General features: G+C 56.7%; 16 protein-coding genes and 2 pseudogenes. 7 read left to right on the top strand and 11 right to left on the bottom strand.

Translation table 11 applies throughout. The features are described from left to right. From ehuC to GOX66_RS13475, 3 genes are all read right to left on the bottom strand, one after another. Complete coding sequence (gene ehuC, locus GOX66_RS13485) at window positions 1–720, bottom strand: ectoine/hydroxyectoine ABC transporter permease subunit EhuC (RefSeq protein WP_170763261.1); 720 nt, start codon at window positions 718–720, stop codon at window positions 1–3. 62 nt (window positions 721–782) lie between these two features. Next, on the bottom strand, window positions 783–1,628 hold the full coding sequence (gene ehuB, locus GOX66_RS13480; RefSeq protein ID WP_170763260.1) for an ectoine/hydroxyectoine ABC transporter substrate-binding protein EhuB: 846 nt from the start codon (window positions 1,626–1,628) through the stop codon (window positions 783–785). Between the two features lie 126 nt (window positions 1,629–1,754). Next, on the bottom strand, window positions 1,755–2,918 hold the full coding sequence (locus tag GOX66_RS13475; protein ID WP_170763259.1) for a M24 family metallopeptidase: 1,164 nt from the start codon (window positions 2,916–2,918) through the stop codon (window positions 1,755–1,757). An 85-nt stretch (window positions 2,919–3,003) separates the two neighbouring features. On the opposite strand from GOX66_RS13475, the gene lhpI reads away from it, so the two are divergent. From lhpI to GOX66_RS13445, 6 genes and pseudogenes are all read left to right on the top strand, one after another. Beyond that, window positions 3,004–3,939 carry a bifunctional Delta(1)-pyrroline-2-carboxylate/Delta(1)-piperideine-2-carboxylate reductase gene (gene lhpI, locus GOX66_RS13470; RefSeq protein ID WP_170763258.1) on the top strand — a complete coding sequence of 312 codons (936 nt, stop codon included), beginning with the start codon at window positions 3,004–3,006 and terminating at the stop codon, window positions 3,937–3,939. Between the two features lie 11 nt (window positions 3,940–3,950). Further along, complete coding sequence (locus tag GOX66_RS13465; protein ID WP_170763257.1) at window positions 3,951–5,135, top strand: aminotransferase-like domain-containing protein; 1,185 nt, start codon at window positions 3,951–3,953, stop codon at window positions 5,133–5,135. A gap of 17 nt (window positions 5,136–5,152) precedes the next feature. Continuing rightward, complete coding sequence (locus GOX66_RS13460; RefSeq protein WP_170763256.1) at window positions 5,153–6,178, top strand: succinylglutamate desuccinylase/aspartoacylase family protein; 1,026 nt, start codon at window positions 5,153–5,155, stop codon at window positions 6,176–6,178. Window positions 6,179–6,245: 67 nt separating this feature from the next. Beyond that, entirely contained in the window at window positions 6,246–7,226 is a 981-nt protein-coding gene (locus tag GOX66_RS13455) for a GlxA family transcriptional regulator (protein WP_170763255.1), read from the top strand. Window positions 7,227–7,289: 63 nt separating this feature from the next. After that, complete coding sequence (locus GOX66_RS13450) at window positions 7,290–7,778, top strand: GNAT family N-acetyltransferase (protein WP_170763254.1); 489 nt, start codon at window positions 7,290–7,292, stop codon at window positions 7,776–7,778. A 148-nt stretch (window positions 7,779–7,926) separates the two neighbouring features. Continuing rightward, a pseudogene (locus tag GOX66_RS13445) lies at window positions 7,927–8,607 on the top strand (IS6 family transposase). 180 nt (window positions 8,608–8,787) lie between these two features. On the opposite strand, the gene GOX66_RS13440 reads toward GOX66_RS13445, so the two are convergent. The 8 genes and pseudogenes from GOX66_RS13440 to GOX66_RS13405 form a co-directional block, all read right to left on the bottom strand. Then, entirely contained in the window at window positions 8,788–9,195 is a 408-nt protein-coding gene (locus GOX66_RS13440) for a hypothetical protein (RefSeq protein WP_170763253.1), read from the bottom strand. After that, complete coding sequence (locus tag GOX66_RS13435) at window positions 9,192–9,905, bottom strand: ABC transporter ATP-binding protein (protein ID WP_170763252.1); 714 nt, start codon at window positions 9,903–9,905, stop codon at window positions 9,192–9,194. Before GOX66_RS13435 ends, GOX66_RS13440 begins: the two co-directional genes overlap by 4 nt. Window positions 9,906–9,909: 4 nt before the next feature. Then, window positions 9,910–11,046: an ABC transporter permease gene (locus GOX66_RS13430; protein ID WP_170763251.1), complete on the bottom strand. Its 1,137-nt coding sequence runs from the start codon at window positions 11,044–11,046 to the stop codon at window positions 9,910–9,912. After that, window positions 11,043–12,197, bottom strand: a complete 1,155-nt coding sequence (locus tag GOX66_RS13425; RefSeq protein ID WP_170763250.1) for an efflux RND transporter periplasmic adaptor subunit — start codon at window positions 12,195–12,197, stop codon at window positions 11,043–11,045. The genes GOX66_RS13430 and GOX66_RS13425 overlap by 4 nt, the downstream gene beginning before the upstream one ends. After that, entirely contained in the window at window positions 12,194–12,808 is a 615-nt protein-coding gene (locus GOX66_RS13420; RefSeq protein WP_170763249.1) for a TetR/AcrR family transcriptional regulator, read from the bottom strand. The genes GOX66_RS13425 and GOX66_RS13420 overlap by 4 nt, the downstream gene beginning before the upstream one ends. Before the next feature lie 347 nt (window positions 12,809–13,155). Further along, window positions 13,156–13,698: an AAA family ATPase gene (locus GOX66_RS26315; RefSeq protein ID WP_419555560.1), complete on the bottom strand. Its 543-nt coding sequence runs from the start codon at window positions 13,696–13,698 to the stop codon at window positions 13,156–13,158. A 208-nt stretch (window positions 13,699–13,906) separates the two neighbouring features. After that, window positions 13,907–14,537 (bottom strand): annotated as a pseudogene (locus tag GOX66_RS13410) (tyrosine-type recombinase/integrase). Window positions 14,538–14,720: 183 nt separating this feature from the next. Beyond that, entirely contained in the window at window positions 14,721–15,401 is a 681-nt protein-coding gene (locus GOX66_RS13405; protein WP_170763247.1) for an IS6 family transposase, read from the bottom strand. Window positions 15,402–15,643: 242 nt separating this feature from the next. Here GOX66_RS13405 and GOX66_RS13400 point away from each other — a divergent pair, with 242 nt between their 5' ends. Continuing rightward, the gene (locus GOX66_RS13400; protein WP_170763246.1) at window positions 15,644–16,216 is read left to right on the top strand and encodes a GNAT family N-acetyltransferase; all 573 of its coding nucleotides are present in this window, start codon (window positions 15,644–15,646) and stop codon (window positions 16,214–16,216) included. The last annotated feature ends 263 nt before the right edge of the window (window positions 16,217–16,479 follow it).

Here is a 16,479-nt window from a genome sequence, read left to right as displayed (position 1 = left end):
TCAGACCCTCTTGTTCAGGTGATGGGTGAAATACTCTTCCAAGGCCTCGCCGCCGAAGCGGACGAACTGGGCCAGGCAATAATAGAGCATCACGGTGATCAAGAAGATTTCGATCGTCCGGTAGTGCAACTGGTTTTGCTGCACGGCGGCATAGGTGATATCGACCAGCGTGACCGCCGAGACCAGGGCGGTGGCCTTGATCAGCTCGATGGTTAGGTTGCTCATACCGGGGATCATGATGGCAATCGCCTGTGGCAGAACGATGCGGGTCATACGCCGATAAGCGGACATGTTGAGCGCGACGGTCGCCTCGGTCTGGCCCTTTGGCACGGCCCCCAACGCGCCACGCACGACCTCGGCCCCGTAGGCGCCGAAGTTCAGCCCGATAGCCGCAACTCCTGCCACCATCGGCGACAGGGTCAGCCCGAATTCGGGCATAACGAAGAACATCCAGAACAGAATCACCAGCAGCGACGTGCCCCGGAAGACCTCGATATAGATGGTCGAAATCCAGCGGATGGCGGTGTTACCACGCGACCGGCCGATGCCCGCGATTAAGGACATGAACAGGAACAAAATGATGGACAGGACCGAAACCTGCGCCGTCACCACCGCACCTTTGAGGATCGCGGGCAGGAATATCCGCAGTTCCGAGAAGGTGGCGGCAGACAAGCCGACCAAAAAGGCGATCAGCGCGGAAACGATGGCAACGCGATTCATGCGCATTCTCCGCAGTACAGAAAGTTAACCCGGCCCCTTGAGAGGGCCGGGCGCAGGAGGATTCAGCCGCCGCACAGCTCGGAGGTTGTGCTGATCGGCAGTTCATCCGCCGTCATCCCGTGCTTTTCCATGATGGCGATGTGCTCGGGCGAGCCGATGAATTCATTCATGGCCTGATTAAAGGCCGCCACGAATTCCGCGTCATCCTTGCGGAAGGCAAAGGCGCCATGCGATACCGCCGGCTGTCCGGCCACTTCGGCGAAGACAGGCGTGGATTCAACACCGCCCGGATCGCTGGCGATGATCTGGCGGACACCGGGCCCGGACACCGCCCAGGCGTCGATGCGCCCGGCCTTCAGCGCGGCAACACCCGTCGGGTTGTCCGGCAATTGCGAGATGTTGGCATCGTCGATACCGGCTGATTGGGCATAACCCACCTGCGCAGCACCTGCGACGGCACCCACTTTTAGGCCGTTTTCAGCGATGGATTCATAGTTGCTGACGCCCTTGGGGTTGCCTTCCAGAACCAGCATCGCCTGTTTGATGCCGAATGTCGGTTCGGAAAACTGCACCTCGGCGCAGCGCTTGGGGGTCACGAACATGCCTGCGGCCACCACGTCGAACCGGTCGGCCTTGACGCCGGGGATCAGTGCTCCCCATTCGGTCGAGTTCGCCTCGGCAATCTTGCCACCCATCTTGTCCAGCACAGCCGCCAGGGTTTCCACGTCGGTGCCGACCAGCGTGTCACTGTCGTCCTTATAGGCGTAAGGCGAGAAATTATAGAAAGCGACGCGCAGGCCATCGCCCTTGGCGCGATCCATCAGCCCTTCGGCAAGGCTTGCGCCTGCGGAAAGGGCCAGGGTCGCCGTTGCGGTCAGCGCCATCAGTGTTCTGCGTTTAATCATCATGAGATGCTCCCAGTTGTAACTTCAGTTTGTTGATTTCCCGCCGGTTTTCCAGCCTGAGTTATGGTATGGCCGCTTATTTTAGTTCGAGGACTGCGCCACCACAGACGACGGCGCAATCCGATTTCATCAAGCCTCCACGACCGGGATTTCCCAATCCGCGGCCGGTGCCGACAGCAGATCGGGTTCACCGGTGGTGACGGCCCAGTTGTCTTCGGCGTTGATAAAGCCGAGGTGGTTCGAGAAGTTCGGGTTGCAGGCAAAGACGTTGCCCACCTCGAAGGTGATGTCCTCGAACGCGGCCAGCGAGGGGTATTCGGTGGTCTCGATCCCCACGCCGTGGCCGACCCGGCCCACGCCCATGGTTTTCAGCCCGCGTTCGGCCAGATATTTGTCGACGACGCGGATCACGTCGGCGGGCTTGTTGCCTGCGGTTAGCTGCATGTTGCAGTCATGGCGCAGCTGCATCATCCAGCCATAGAACTCTTTCAGTTCCTCCGACGGGGTGCCGACCGAGGCGGTCCGCGCCAGATCCGACCAGTATCCCTTGTAGCTGACGCCGACATCGAAACCGAGGGTTTCACCCTTCTGGATCACCCGGTCGGTGGGCAGCAGCACGATGCCTTTGTCATTGGCCCCTGACAGCACGCACAAGAGCGAGATTTTCTCGGCCCCGTTTTCGATCAGGTTCTGACGCAAGATTTGCGCGACCTCGTTTTCGGTCATGCCCGCACGAACCTGGGTAAAGGTCTTTTTCTGCGCTTCGGCCGAAATGACCGACGCGCGGCGCAGGTATTCGACTTCCTGCGGCGACTTCACGTTGCGCACTTTCAGGATGATGTCGGCGGCATCCTCGAACGTGGCCTCGGGCAGGCCCTTCATCACTTCCTGCAGGCCCAGATAGGAAATGCCCAGATACTGTTCGCGGCCCAGTTCACAGCCGATGCGCGCCTTGGACAGGCCCAGTTCCTTCAGCACACCGATGATGAATTCGGGGTGGCCCATCAGGCCACCGGTGGTGCGGATGTCGGTGATGAACGATGTCTGTTCGACCTGCGCGACCTCGAACGGCATGGTGATCAGGGTCGGGTCGCCATCCTTGGGGAGGATGACCATGTACGAGCGGATCTTGTCCACCGCGCACTGTTCCGAGCGATGGCCCGAGTAATACTGATAGTTTAGCCGCTCGGTGATCAGCATTGCGTCGAGGTTCTTTTCGGCCATCAGCGCACGCGTTTTCGCAAAGCGCTGTTCGAATTCCTCACGTGAAAAGTCTGCGTATTGGGGTGCCATGAGAGCCCTGTAATTCTGAGTTGACGTGGCGGTGATACTAGATAATATATTATTTAACGCAAGAGAATTCTTCAGGAGCCGCAGGATGAAAGTTTTTTCGGACGCACAAGTGAAAGAAGCGTTGCCGTGGGAGGGATTGATCTCGGAACTGCGCGCGGCATTTGCCAAGGGTGTCTCACAACCACTTCGCACCGCGCATACCGTGTCGGTTCCGGGTGAGCCGGATGCATCATTCCTGGCTATGCCCGCATGGGAAGAAGGCGGCAAACTGGCCGTAAAAATCCTGTTTATTGCACCGGGTAACTCGGCCCGGAACGTTCCTGCGGTCAATGCCTCGGTCATGGTATTCGACGCCACGACCGGTCAGGCCGAAGCCGCGATGGAAGGCGCGGAACTGACCGCGCGGCGCACCGCGGCAACCTCGGCGCTGGCTGCCGATCTGATGGCCCGCAAGGATGCCAAAACATTGCTGGTCGTCGGCGCGGGCACAATCGCAGGCAACCTGATTCCCGCCCACCGCGCCGTGCGCGACTATGATTCGGTTCAGATCTGGGCCCGCCGCCCCGAACAGGCGCAGGCCCTGGCCGATCAGTTCGACGACAAGGTGACGGTCGCCACCGATCTGGATGCCGCAGTGGCCGAGGCCGATGTCATCTCCGCCGCCACGATCACAAACGATCCGCTGATCAAGGGCGCGTTGCTGAAAGAGGGCGCGCATCTGGATTTGGTGGGTGGCTTCACCGCCGACATGCGCGAGGCCGACAGCGATGCCCTGAAACGCGCCGCTGGTGGCATCATCGTCGACACTTTTGACGGCGCAATGGCTGAGGCGGGGGACATCACCCAGCCGCTGGCCGAGGGCGCGATCACCCGCGACGACATCGTGGGCGACATGGCCGAACTGTGCCGGGGCGAGGCAATCCCGCGCGCGTCCGACACACAAATCACCGTTTTCAAATCCGTAGGGGCCGCGATCGAGGATTTCGTCGCTGCCCGCATGACTGCTGCATCTCAAACCTGACGGGAAAGACAATGACTGAGTTCAGATTCGCCCGCCGGTCTGCCATTCTTGGCAAATCGGTCTTCGACCACGCGCCCGGCACCATCGCGCTCAATTCCGGTGCCGCCTATCCGCCCTGCCTGCCCGATGTGGTGCGCGAAGCGACCGAGGCAGTCGGCCCCCTGCGCGAAGAAGCGATGCAATATGCGCCGCTGATGGGTCTGGATGACCTGCGCGACGAGATCTGCAATTTCGTGGCCGAGGATGGCATTCAGGCTAGCCGTGAAAACGTACTGGTGACCTACGGCTCCAAAAGCGCTTTTGACCTGGCCCTGCGCACCTTTTGCGAACCCGGCGACACGGTGATCGTCACCCGCCCGACCTATATGACTGCCGTGCATATCATGCGCACCCATAACGTGCGTTTCCTCGATATCGGCCAGGATCACGAAGGATTCTGCGCCGATGAATTGGAACACAAACTGAAGCGCATGGAACACAACGCCGAACAGATGCCCAAGCTGCTGTTCGATGTGCCCGATTTCCACAATCCGACCGGTGTCACCACCTCGCTCGCGCGCCGCAAAAAGATGCTTGAACTGGCGCAGCGTTTCAATTTTGTGATCTGCGAAGACGACCCCTATCGTCGTATCCGGTTCGAGGGTGAGGTGATACCGTCGATCAAGTCGATGGACACCACGGGCCATGTCATCAGCCTGGGCACCGTGTCGAAAATCCTGGCCCCCGGCCTGCGCGTCGGCTGGGCCATCGGCAATGCCGGTGTGATCCGACGCATGGCGATGCAAAAGGCCGATGGCGGTTCGAACGCGTTTGCGCAACGGATTGTGGTGCAGCTGATGCAGTCGAATAAGTTGGCGCATCACATCGACGAAATGATCCAGCAGATGCGCACCCACCGAGATGCGATGATTGCGGCCTTTGCCGAGCACCTCCCCGAGGCCAAGATCCGCGCGCCACAGGGCGGTTATTTCCTGTGGGCCGAAATGCCCGAAGGCGCCGACGCCGAGCGGCTGGTCGAAATGGGCATCGAGGAAGGGGTCGAGGTGTCCTCGGGCCGTCTGAGTTTTCCCAATGACGATCCGGGAAACTTCATCCGCATGGCCTATAGCTTCATCACCGTCGACGAAATCAATGAGGGCATCGCCAAACTGGGCGTTGCCTGGCGCAAACTCCAATCCCAAGCACAAGCGGCATAAGAAGAAGGATCAACCCAATGCCCTGTCCCAAAGTTTCCCTCGCCCCGTCCTGCGAGATCGATCTGGACGCCGAAGGCAAGCACCACGGCTATGTCCGTATCCAGTTCAGCTCGGACCGGTCCGCCTATGGCTGGCTGCCGATGCCGATCATGTCGATCAAGAACGGCGATGGTCCTGTCGCGGTTGTGATCGGCGCCAACCACGGCGACGAATACGAAGGTGTATCGGTCACCAACGGCCTGTATCAGGAACTGGAAGCGTCCGATATCAAAGGTCAGATCATATTTCTCCCCGCCGCCAACGCGCCCGCCTTCTATGCCGGTCGCCGCACCTCGCCGCTGGACTGGACCGGTGAAGCCAACCTGAACCGGATGTTCCCGGGCAACCAGTACGGCTCGCCCACCGAAATGATCGCGTGGTACATCACCAACCACATCGTGCCGCGCGGCGAAGCGTTCTTTGACCTGCACTCGGCCGGCAAGTCGATCGACCACCACCCGTCGGTCAAAATCCGCCTGATGGGGGACGAGGCCAAAGACGCCATGCAGATGAAATTCCTGGAGTTGTTCGGCGCACCGCTGGGCATCGTCGGCGACCGGGTGCATGAAACAACCCTGTCGGGTGAGATCCTGCCGCTGGACAAGATCTATCTGTCCACCGAACTGGGTGGCGCGGGCAAGATCCGGCCATGGATCCGCGATTTCGCCTGGAACGGCATGAAACGCTGCCTGCGCGAAATGGGTGTGCTGCAAACCGATGAAATGTTGCCGGAGCCCGAGCACAAGGTGGCACTAAAAGCGATGCAAACCGGAGATCACTACATCTTCGCCCGCAAGGACGGAATGTTCGAGCCCCGTGTAAACCTCGGGGACGTCGTCGAGGATGGACAATTCGCTGGCTATGTATGGAACCTGAAGGAGCCGTGGGAAAAACCCGAGGAGCTCCATTTCAACAAAGGTGGCGTCGTCTTCTGCAAGCGTACCCCGGCACTGTGCGAGATCGGCGACACGCTGTTCTTCACCCTCAGCGATTATGAAGGATAACGCTGAAAGATGTGAAGCAGGGCCCCTTTCCCACCTTTCACCCTGCCTCACCGGGCGCGCAGCATCGTTGCGCGCCTTTGACACGGCTCTGGGCAACGGAGAAGACCGCGGTTCCAAAAGCTATGTTTTTCTTCTGCTGCCGGGCGCTTCGATGCTGAGCTTCAGCGCCGCGGTCGAGCCTTTGCGTATGGCCAACAAACTAAGTATTCGCACGGTTTACGAATGGCTAACCGTATCTCTGGACGGTGAGTCGTTGCAATTTTCCAACGGCGTGAACGTGGCCGTCGATGGCCGCTGTCTCTTGCCCGATAAGCCCGACTTCGCCTTTGTTGTCGCCGGAAACGAACTCAGCGCTGGTCAGGAGAAATCTGCGGCGCGTTGGCTGTACACCCATTATCGTGCAGGCGCGCGGGTCGGATCGGTTGGTGGTGGTGCCCGGATCATGGCGCAGGCCGGGTTGCTAGAAGACCGCGCCTTTACCCTGCATTGGGAGGATCAGCCCGGTTTCCGAGAACGGCACCCCTTTCTGGACCCCGAAGACCGCCTGTATTGCGAGGATGACAATGTCATCACCTGTGGCGGCGGCATGGCGGCAGCGGATCTGACGTTAAATCTCATTGAGCAGGACTTCGACCGGGATTTTGCCATGTCCGTGTCCGAGATGTGCGTGCATTTTGGTCTACGACAAGGTGAAGAACGCCCAAAAAGCTCAATATCCATGACGCTTGGGTCACGGAACCCACACCTGATAACCGCCACCCGGATCATGTCGGACAATCTGGAGGATATTTTACCGATGGACTTCATTGCACGCAGTTCAGGCGTGTCCCGCCGACAACTGGAACGGTTGTTCAAAACCTACACAGGCCGATCACCAGCAAGTTTTTACCGCGATCTGCGGTTGGAGCGTGGCCGCCAGTTGTTGCGCGACACGGATTACAAGGTCATCGCCATTTCGGCTGCCTGCGGCTTTTCCAGCGTAACGAGCTTTTCACGCAGTTTTCGAAAAAAGTTCGGCTTTTGCCCCATCCAGTCAAGAAAGGTGTGACCACTGACCCAATCCGTTCTATCGCCACAGCAGATTACGCATAGGATTGCAGAACACTGCCGGATGGTTTCCAACAATGCAGTGTTAGTTCTGGCGGATGACAGTTTTGAAGACTGGTCAGAATTACTGGCATTGATGCACCGGGCATTTGCACTACACGTCGGGAAAGTCGACCCGCCCAATACAGCGTTGGACTGCACAGAACAGGACCTGATCAAAAAAGCCGGGCAAGAGGCACTGCTGTTGGCCTATGCAGGGGGCAAACTGGCTGGCTGCATGTTCATGCTCAAGCTGCGCGGCGCGCTTTATCTCAACCGGTTCGCGATTTTGCCTGAATTGCACGGCGCTGGTCTGGCGCGTGTTATGATGACCGAAGCAGAACAGTATGCATTGGCAAACGGTCTGCACAAACTGACCCTGGAAACCCGCGTTGAGTTGCGCACAAATCAAGCGAAATTTGCGACTTTCGGATTTAAGATTGTCGGAGGCCGCGCCCACAAGGGTTATTGCAAAGTAACTACGCTGAAAATGACAAAGTCATTACGTGAGTAAAACATGGGGAAACTAAATGGAGATGTTTGGATTCGAGCTTTTGAGAAACGGGTCGCAGGAACAGGATCTGTTGCAAACTTTGAGCCCTTGACCTTCATGGCGTTAGCGCCTGTGTGGCGAATGGCATTATCCAGTTGAAGGTTGGTTTATGATTTCTTTTAAAGGTGCGCAGTATCCGAAGGATGTGATCCTGGTCGCGGTCTTCTTTTAAGTCCGCTACGGTGCTTCCTACCGAGACCTTGAAGAAATCATGGCCGAGCGCGGTGTATCGGTCGATCATACTACACTGAACCGTTGGGTCGGAAGATATTCTTGTGCCATTGCAGAAGCAGCGCGTCCTAGAAAAGCGCCATGTGGTCGCTCTTGGAGAATGGGCGAAACTTACATCAAGGTTAAAGGCACGTGGGTTTATCTCTATCGGGCTGTCGACAAGCACGGCAAGACCCTTGATTTCATGCTTTCACGACGCCGAAACAAGCCAGCAGCCACAATGTTTTTCGCCAGAATGTTGGAGGCAAATGGCTTGCCAAGAAAGATCGTGATCTACAAGAGCGGGGCCAACACCGCTGGTATCAAAGCCGTCTACAAGATGTTGAAAGGATTCGGCTGCCCGATCCCAATCGAAATGGTGAGGCGGAAATACTTGAACAATATCGTCGAGCAGGACCATCGGTTCATAAAGCGGCGCGCTCGACCGATGCTGGGGTTCAAAGCATTCGCTTCGGCAGTTGCAACGTTGGACGGAATCGAAGTCGCGAACATGATCCGCAAAGGTCAGTTCACGCCCGGGCTCTGTCCGTTTCGACAATTCGCAGAACTGGCCGCCTAACTCCAATGCAATCTCTTGAACAGGTCATCGTTCTCAAAAGATTGCAACAAAACATCGTGGACCCTCAGGCAATGCCCATTTGTCCTAAGCGGTGAATTCCCCAGTGGCATGTCGTAGTGAAGAGCTTCAGGCGGTTTTGGCGTTGCCCAACGATGAATCGCCATTTCGCAGGCTGTCCTTTCAGAATCGGGGCGCCCGCCAGATATGCACCCAAGCCACGACAGAAATGACCGACCAGACGCCCGTGCGCAGGGTCATCGCACCAATGGTGCGCATCTCATAGGCGTTGCCTTGCAGCACGTGAGCGCCGAAGGCCAGGAAAACCAGAACGGTGGCAACCAGAATGCCTATCGATATCCAGACCGCTGGCCGGTGCCGCAGAAACAGCCCAATACCGGCCACGACATAGGCGAATCCTGCCAGAAAGTTGAACCACAGCACGAAGGGCACCGCATTGCCGACAGCGGCACGCGCTTCCTCGCTACCGAACAAGGCCCGCCCGCCTGCGAAAACAGTCAATGCGCCGAACACTATTGCCACGCTTGCCGCAATGTTCAGGGCGCGGTTTCCAGGGTTTGTATTGTTCATGTCGCGTCCCCTTCCTCTCCATCAAGCTGGCCGTCGCGCAGATGGAACAGCTTGTCGAACCGGTCATAGATCTTCTCATCATGGGTGACCGCGATGATGCAGGCATCCTGTTCTGCGGCGAGCTTGCGCATCAGGTCCATCACGATCCCGGCCCGCTTGCTGTCGAGCGCCGCAGTTGGCTCATCAGCAAGAATGATGCGGGGGCTGTTGGCAAGGGCGCGTGCTATGGCTACACGTTGCGCCTCACCTCCAGACAGAAGCGCGGGCATCGCATCCTTGCGGTGACCGACCTCTAGATAGTCCAGCAGCTCGATGGCGCGCCTTTGCGCCTCAGCCGTCGATTTTCCAGCCAGTTTCAGCACCAGCGCAACGTTATCTTTGGCATCGAGAAATGGCAGAAGATTATGGAACTGAAAGATAAACCCGATCTTGTCGAGCCGGAGCTTACGCAGATCGTCTCGCAGCCATTGGTTGTCGTAAACAACCTCATCGTCCAGCGTAACCTTGCCCGTACTCGGAGCAATGATGCAGCCAATGACATTCAGAAGCGTTGTCTTACCCGATCCAGACGGACCGAGTAGCGCCACCACTTCACCCGCCTGGACTGACAGATCAACATCCTTCAGTGCATCGACGCGAGCATCGCCTTCGCCAAAGTGCTTGGAGACATTAGCAACATCTACAATCACGCGACGCGGATCATTGAGCATGACGTCACCCTCCGATTGCCGTGGCTGGATCGACCTTGAGTGCGGCACGCACGCCAAGGCCGCTTGCGACGATGCAGACAAAGAGGATGATCCCTGCTAGCGCGGCGGCGTTGATCGGCTCCAACACCACCCGACGGGGGAAGTAGTCCTTGACGAGCAGGATAAGGATCAGACCAAAACTCCAGCCAACCGCACCAAGTGCAATGGATTGCTGCACGATCAGCCCGACGATCGTGCGGTCGGGCGCGCCGATCAGTTTGAGCGTGGCGATCTGCTTCAGCTTTTCCATGGTCATTGTGTAGATAATCAGCGCGATCACAACGGCTGAAACGGACAATAGGATGCCCAGAAACAAACCTATCTGACGCTTTGCCCGGTCCACCACAGACATCAGTAAGATAGATTCCTGATCGGCTTGTGTCAGGGCCCCAAGATGTTTCCACTGCCGCACGGTCTGCGCCACTGCATGAGGGTCAGCATTCGGCTCAAGCCTTGCGATCACAGCTGCAACACTGTCCTGACTTTCGAGCAATCCTGCGCCTCGCGCCTCCTGAACGCGTTGCGCCGACGGGGCCAGTTGCGTCTGCAGCACCTGCGCATCGCGCAGGGTGATGAACACTGCCGGATCACCGGCGGAATTCGTCGTATCCTCGACCAACCCGACCACAGTGAAAGGATCGCGGCCCAGTCGGATCACATCGCCGACGGACAGTCCGGATTTGGCATCTGCCACGATCTCGAAATGGGACTGGCTGATCCCGCGTCCAGCCGAGATTGCTTCGGGTCCACCGGGATGACCTGGCTCGTATCCGATCACGTAAAGGCGTAGCGTTTCGCCGCGAAAGGGCGCCTCGACGGTTTGGTAGCTGATGCTGCCCGCTTCGGCCACACCATGCAGCCGCGTCACCGCATCACGCGTGCCGCCGGGGATTTTTGAGGCTTCTGCAAACGGCCCCTGTGTGCCAGATTCAACGACCCAAAGATCAACCCGCGGTGCCTTCACGATGTTCAGCGCGTCCGCGACCAGCCCATTGTAAATACCAATCATAGCCAGCACGACCGCCATCAGAAGGCTGAGGCCGAGGCAAGTTAGCACGAAGCGGAATAGATTATGGCGCACATCGCGGTATGCGAGGTTCATGGCGCATCCCTCTCGGCAACCCGAACCATGCGTCCCTCAGACAACCCTTTAACGGGTGCCACAATGAGCTGCGCGCCGTCGGCAATACCACTGACCAGCTCGACCCGCGCATCCTCGGTCCGGTGACCGAAGACTGCGGACACCTGATGTGCGCGCCCATCCTGTGCGACCCAGATACGACCTTCATGCCCATCAAACCCGGTTATGGCGAACTCTGGAACCAACAACGCATCGGCCAGCTCTGTCACCGTGATCCAAATTTCGGCCTGTTCGCCGAGAAAAACCTGTTCCGGGCACCGATTGCACGCAATCCAGACCCGGCGCTCTTCGTTCACCCGATCGCTTTCAATACCGATCCGCGCGATCTTACCCGTGAAGACCTGATGCGGCAGAGACCGCAACCGCACTTCGGCAACCTGTCCGAGTCGCAGAGGCCCGGCACGCTCTTCATCAATATAGGCCAATGCCCAGACAGTGTTCGGATCCATAAGCGTAAAGATAGGTTCACCCGCGATAACAACGGTACCTGCTTCGACATGGCGCTCAACGACGACCGCGTCAAATGGTGCCCGCAACACATGATGATCGAGCAGCACGCGTTCGTATTGCAGGGCTGCCTCGGCGTCCTTGTGCATGGACTTGGCTACCTCAACATCACTTTCTGCGACGGCCAGATCGGCCGCTGCAACATCGACATCACGCTGCGCCTCTTCTGCAGCCTGAGTCGAGACGGCATTGCGTCCGGCAAGTTCCTGCTGGCGCGCATTTGTCGATTGCCGCTGAGCCAGAATGGCACGGGCGCGGATCACGTTTGCCTCGGCCTTGCCCAGGGTGGCCTCTGCGGCGGCAAACCCCGCCTTGGCGCGCGCGACTTTTGCTTGTTGTTCCGTAGGATGAAGCCGGGCAAGGACCTGCCCCGCTTCGATCGCATCGCCACTATCGACCGAAAGTTCGGTCAGCGCGGCACCAACTTCAAATCCGACATCCGAGACGATCCGTGCTTCGACCGTACCCAACCCATAAACGCGCACAGGGACACTCTTTTCAATGGCGGCGGTGGAAACACTGATCGGTCGCTCTGTTAGGACAAACCAACCAAAGACTGCGAGGACGACAACAAGGGTTACACTCAGAATGATACGGCGGTTCATGGCGAAACCTCCGAACTTGCTATTCGGAACAGCCGCATCTGAGCGTCAAGCAATCGGCGCCCTTCGGATTCCAATGCGAAACTGCGTTTCCCCAAAGTCCAACGGATCGCCAGCCCCTGCACCAGCGAGACCAACAATAGCGCCCCGTCCTCTGGCGGTAGGTCTGTGTCGAACAGGCCCGCTTTCTGTCCCCTGGTCAATTCAATGGCCAGCGAGGCGACCAATTCGGTCATCAGCGCAAGAACGGATTGGCGCAGATCGTCGTTTTCTACCTGTAACTCACGCGAGAAAAGGATGGACGGGATGGCCGGCATTGTCTCAATCTGGTGCAATTGCGCCAAGATCAAAGCTTTTATCCGGGCTGTCGGATCGTCGGATGTCTTCAGCGCGTCAGCCCACGCGGTTCTGAGGCGGTCAGAAATCCCCGCAGCCACCGCCAGCCATAAATCCTGCTTGGTCGCGAAGTGCCGGAAGATTGCGGGCTGCGTCAACCCTACTGCATCAGCAACCGACTGCGTGGTCAGACGATCTGGGCCCAACTCGTCCGCGAGACGCAGCATTGCCTGCACGATCTCAGTCTTGCGTTCATCTGCGGGCTTACGTGTAGGCATTGCGCACCACGTTGTTAGTAATTACTCACTAACTATTTAGTGCGAGATACACTTACCGTCAAGCGCATCTGCAGTTGATTGCGGCATAGGGGATCGAAAATGGTCGCATGGCACTCTCTAGTAGCGAGAAGACGACAAGAAACAGCAGAGAGAGCCTTATGACTGCGCAACACCTATAGTCGACCTTCATGAAAAATGCGGTATCAAGTAGTTTGGGCTCAAAGCGGAACTCGGAGCCTACGCGCCCGCTTTTCGGACATTCGCCGCAGGTGCAAAACTTCGAAGTCAGCGAACTCACGATTTGCGGACAAAGCGCGCTTTCGCTAAGCATGGATCAATGGCGGCTATCAGTTGCTGGACAACGCCACCAGAATATCTTCGACCAGAGAGGTGGTGTTCAATTCACATTCTGTTTGAACTTCCACCAGAGTACCTACTCCTAACGGAAAGCGACACGCCCATGATGCCATTCGCTTTGCAAGCTCGTTAGCGTTACTTTGCCTGTCCAAATGGCCTGGGTGTCTTGTTCTAGCGAGAAACCGCATGTGTGCGACTTTCGGTGAACAAAGGCAGCATACTTCAACAAGCCGCTCGTATTCTTGTGCCAGCCAGTCTGATGGCGTTCCACTCTCGTCACTGTCCCCCAAGGATCGCCAATGTGATACGAGAACAGCGGAATTTGATCGAATAGCTGCATCTTCAAAGGTTAGGTCACTTTGCCTACTGAGCTGATTTCGGTCGTCCCACGAACTAACTCCAAAGCGGTCGAACATGTCCTCAAGGAAATCGTCTTTGTCGAGAAATTCAAAACCTAGGTGTTTTGCTATTTCACGCGCGACCGTAGTTTTTCCGCTTGCAGGAAGACCTGTTACAACTACACCTCTCTTCATAAAACGCCGATTGCCTCTCGAATCTACACGCGTCAAAGGACGTACCCTGAGATTGGCTGAACCCTAGCACCCGTTGTTCACCATCAAAAGCCGACAATCGCTTAGTGTGCAGCATTGGAATATTTGGGCTCTGTTCGGTCAACTTCTGCGGTGCGGCTATAGGTCTGGTCTAACGTGGCGAACGGCCTGAGCCGTCCGCCAACATCGTTCAGATGTCGATCTTTTCAGCAATGCTCAACGCATCTTCCAACTCGACGCCGAGATAGCGCACAATGCTATCGACCTTCGTGTGTCCAAGCAGAAGCTGTACCGCTCTGAGATCTCCAGTCTTTCGATAAATCTCCGCCGCATTGGTTCGGCGGAGTGAGTGGGTGCCGTATCCGCTCGGCTCCAGGCCAATCGCGGTGACCCAATCACGAACGAGCCGACCATATTGACGCGTCGAGATATGGGGCCAGTCATGGAACCGGCTTGGGAACATGAAATGACAGTCGATCATTTCGGGCGAACAAACCCAGGCGGAAATTGTATCCCGCGTATTTTCAGTCAGTTTGAACTGAACCGGTCGTTTGGTTTTGCTCTGGATCAACGAAACCCGCTCACGGACGTGCTGATCCTTGACCAGACCGGTCACAGCAAGCCTCACGAGATCGCGGTTACGCTGTTTGCTGTCGATGGCGACATTGAATAGCACCACATCGCGCAGGCTATCCGCCAGTTCGAGCCGCGCGGATTGCCCAGACTTGTTTCGGCAACAGCGGCCTTTTCTGGCCGATGATCCGGCCCTTGTTCCAGGCACTTCGTTTTGGGGTGACCGCGGGAAGTTGGACTCTTGGCATGATATGCCCTCCAATCCCCCGCCAGGCCCAGACGCCAACACCGCGCTGACAGCTGAACTTTACTGGTAGTTTGAATGGCCGTGTCCGGTGCTTGTTCTTTGGGAACCGCTGCAGATGCATAGGGCCGGTCGGATCTGTTGCGAAGTTTTTTGCTGACCGAAGAGATCCCAGTGTGTTTGCGAGTTAAGCAGCCAGTTCCGCGAAGTGACAAAACGGACAGCCTCCGGGCATGAGTTGGTCTTTGCGGATCATGTTCGCGACTTCGATCCCATCCAACGTGGAAGCTGGAGAAACGAAAGATTTGAAACCAAGCATAGGGCGCGTTCGTCTTTTGATGAATCGGTGATCTTGTTCCACAATGTTATTGAGATACTTGTGCCTTACCATCTCGATCGGGATCGGACAGCCAAAGCCCTTGAGCATTTTGTTGATAGCCTTGATGCCAGCGGTATTAGCACCGCTCTTGTCGATCACAATCTTCCTCGGCAATCCATTTGCCTCCAACATCCTGGCGAAGAACTTTGTGGCTGCAGGCTTGTTTCGACGCGGTGAAAGCATGAAATCAAGGGTCTTGCCGTATTTGTCGACGGCTCGATAGAGGTAAACCCACGAGCCTTTTACTTTGATGTAGGGCTCGTCCATTCTCCAGGATCGGCTACATGGCGCTTTTCGACGCCGCGCTGCTTCTGCAATGGCACAAGAATATCGTCCGACCCAACGGTTCAGTGTAGTGTGATCGACCGACACGCCACGCTCTGCCAAGATCTCTTCCAAGTCTCGATACGAAACGCCGTATCGGACATAGAAGAATACTGCGAACAGGATCACGTCCTTCGGATACTGCGCACCTTTGAAAGAAATCATGGACCAACCTTCAACTAAATAATGGCGTTCGCCACACAGGCGCAAACACCACTAAGGTCAATGCTCAAAACTTCGCAACAGAACCGGGCCGGTCTGAGCCCAAAGCGGACGCGCCTAGAAATCGCATGGCTACGCTGGCGGAGCTACTAGCTGGCCGCAGCTGCATTTGCTTTTTGTTGAGCACCAGCCTTAAACTTAAACTCAAAGCCGCGACATAATGCAAAATTCGGTGGAGCCTACCCATGGCAGCCATTAGAATCGACGCAACGCCACAACATCTTATCGATGTCCTTACATTGGGCTTCTCTTCTGATCCAATGATGCGGTGGTTATTTCCGGAACCACATGCATACCTCCAACATTTTCCAGTGCTGCTGAATCTGTTTGCAGGCGAAGCGTTTAAAAACGACACAGCTTTGAGCACAGACGATGGAAGCGCTGCAGCGTTGTGGTTGCGACCTGGCGCGTATCCGGATGGCGATGGAATCATGGCATTTTTCAATGATGTATTATCCAAGGAAATACTTGAAGACTCTAACAGGTTGGTTGAGTTGGAAGATGAACTTCATCCTGATGAGTCTTGTTGGCACCTAGCCATGGTTGCGAGCGATCCAACGTCACGAGGAAAAGGACTAGGTTCGGCACTTGTGGACCACATTCTCATCCAATGTGACGCCGAGGGAAAAGTCGCCTACCTTGAAAATACGAACCCCTACAATTTGGACTTTTATAAGCGGCGCGGCTTTGTTGTGGTCGGAGAGATTCAGGCCGGAAAGTCGCCGACAATGTTCGGAATGCGCCGCGATCCTCGTTGAATTTGAGAGGCGCCGTAAATATACAACTGTGAGTCTAACCACGAACGGATCAGACATATCCCACAGCAAATAGTTTGCTTTGGGCATTCACTAGGTTTGCAGTGCTCGAACATCAATCGAATGTCTGTAAAGTCCGGTGAGTTCAACGGGTCAGCGCAACACTTTAGTCTTTCTGGAAGGATGGAGTGTTGAGCATGAAGTATCGTCGGCGAACGTTTTATACGGACGAGCAGAAGTCGGAGATGTGGGACAGGTGGCAACGG

The organism is Ruegeria lacuscaerulensis (assembly GCF_013031245.1).
Lineage (GTDB): Bacteria > Pseudomonadota > Alphaproteobacteria > Rhodobacterales > Rhodobacteraceae > Ruegeria > Ruegeria lacuscaerulensis_C.
This window is presented reverse-complemented; position numbering and strand designations above follow the sequence as displayed.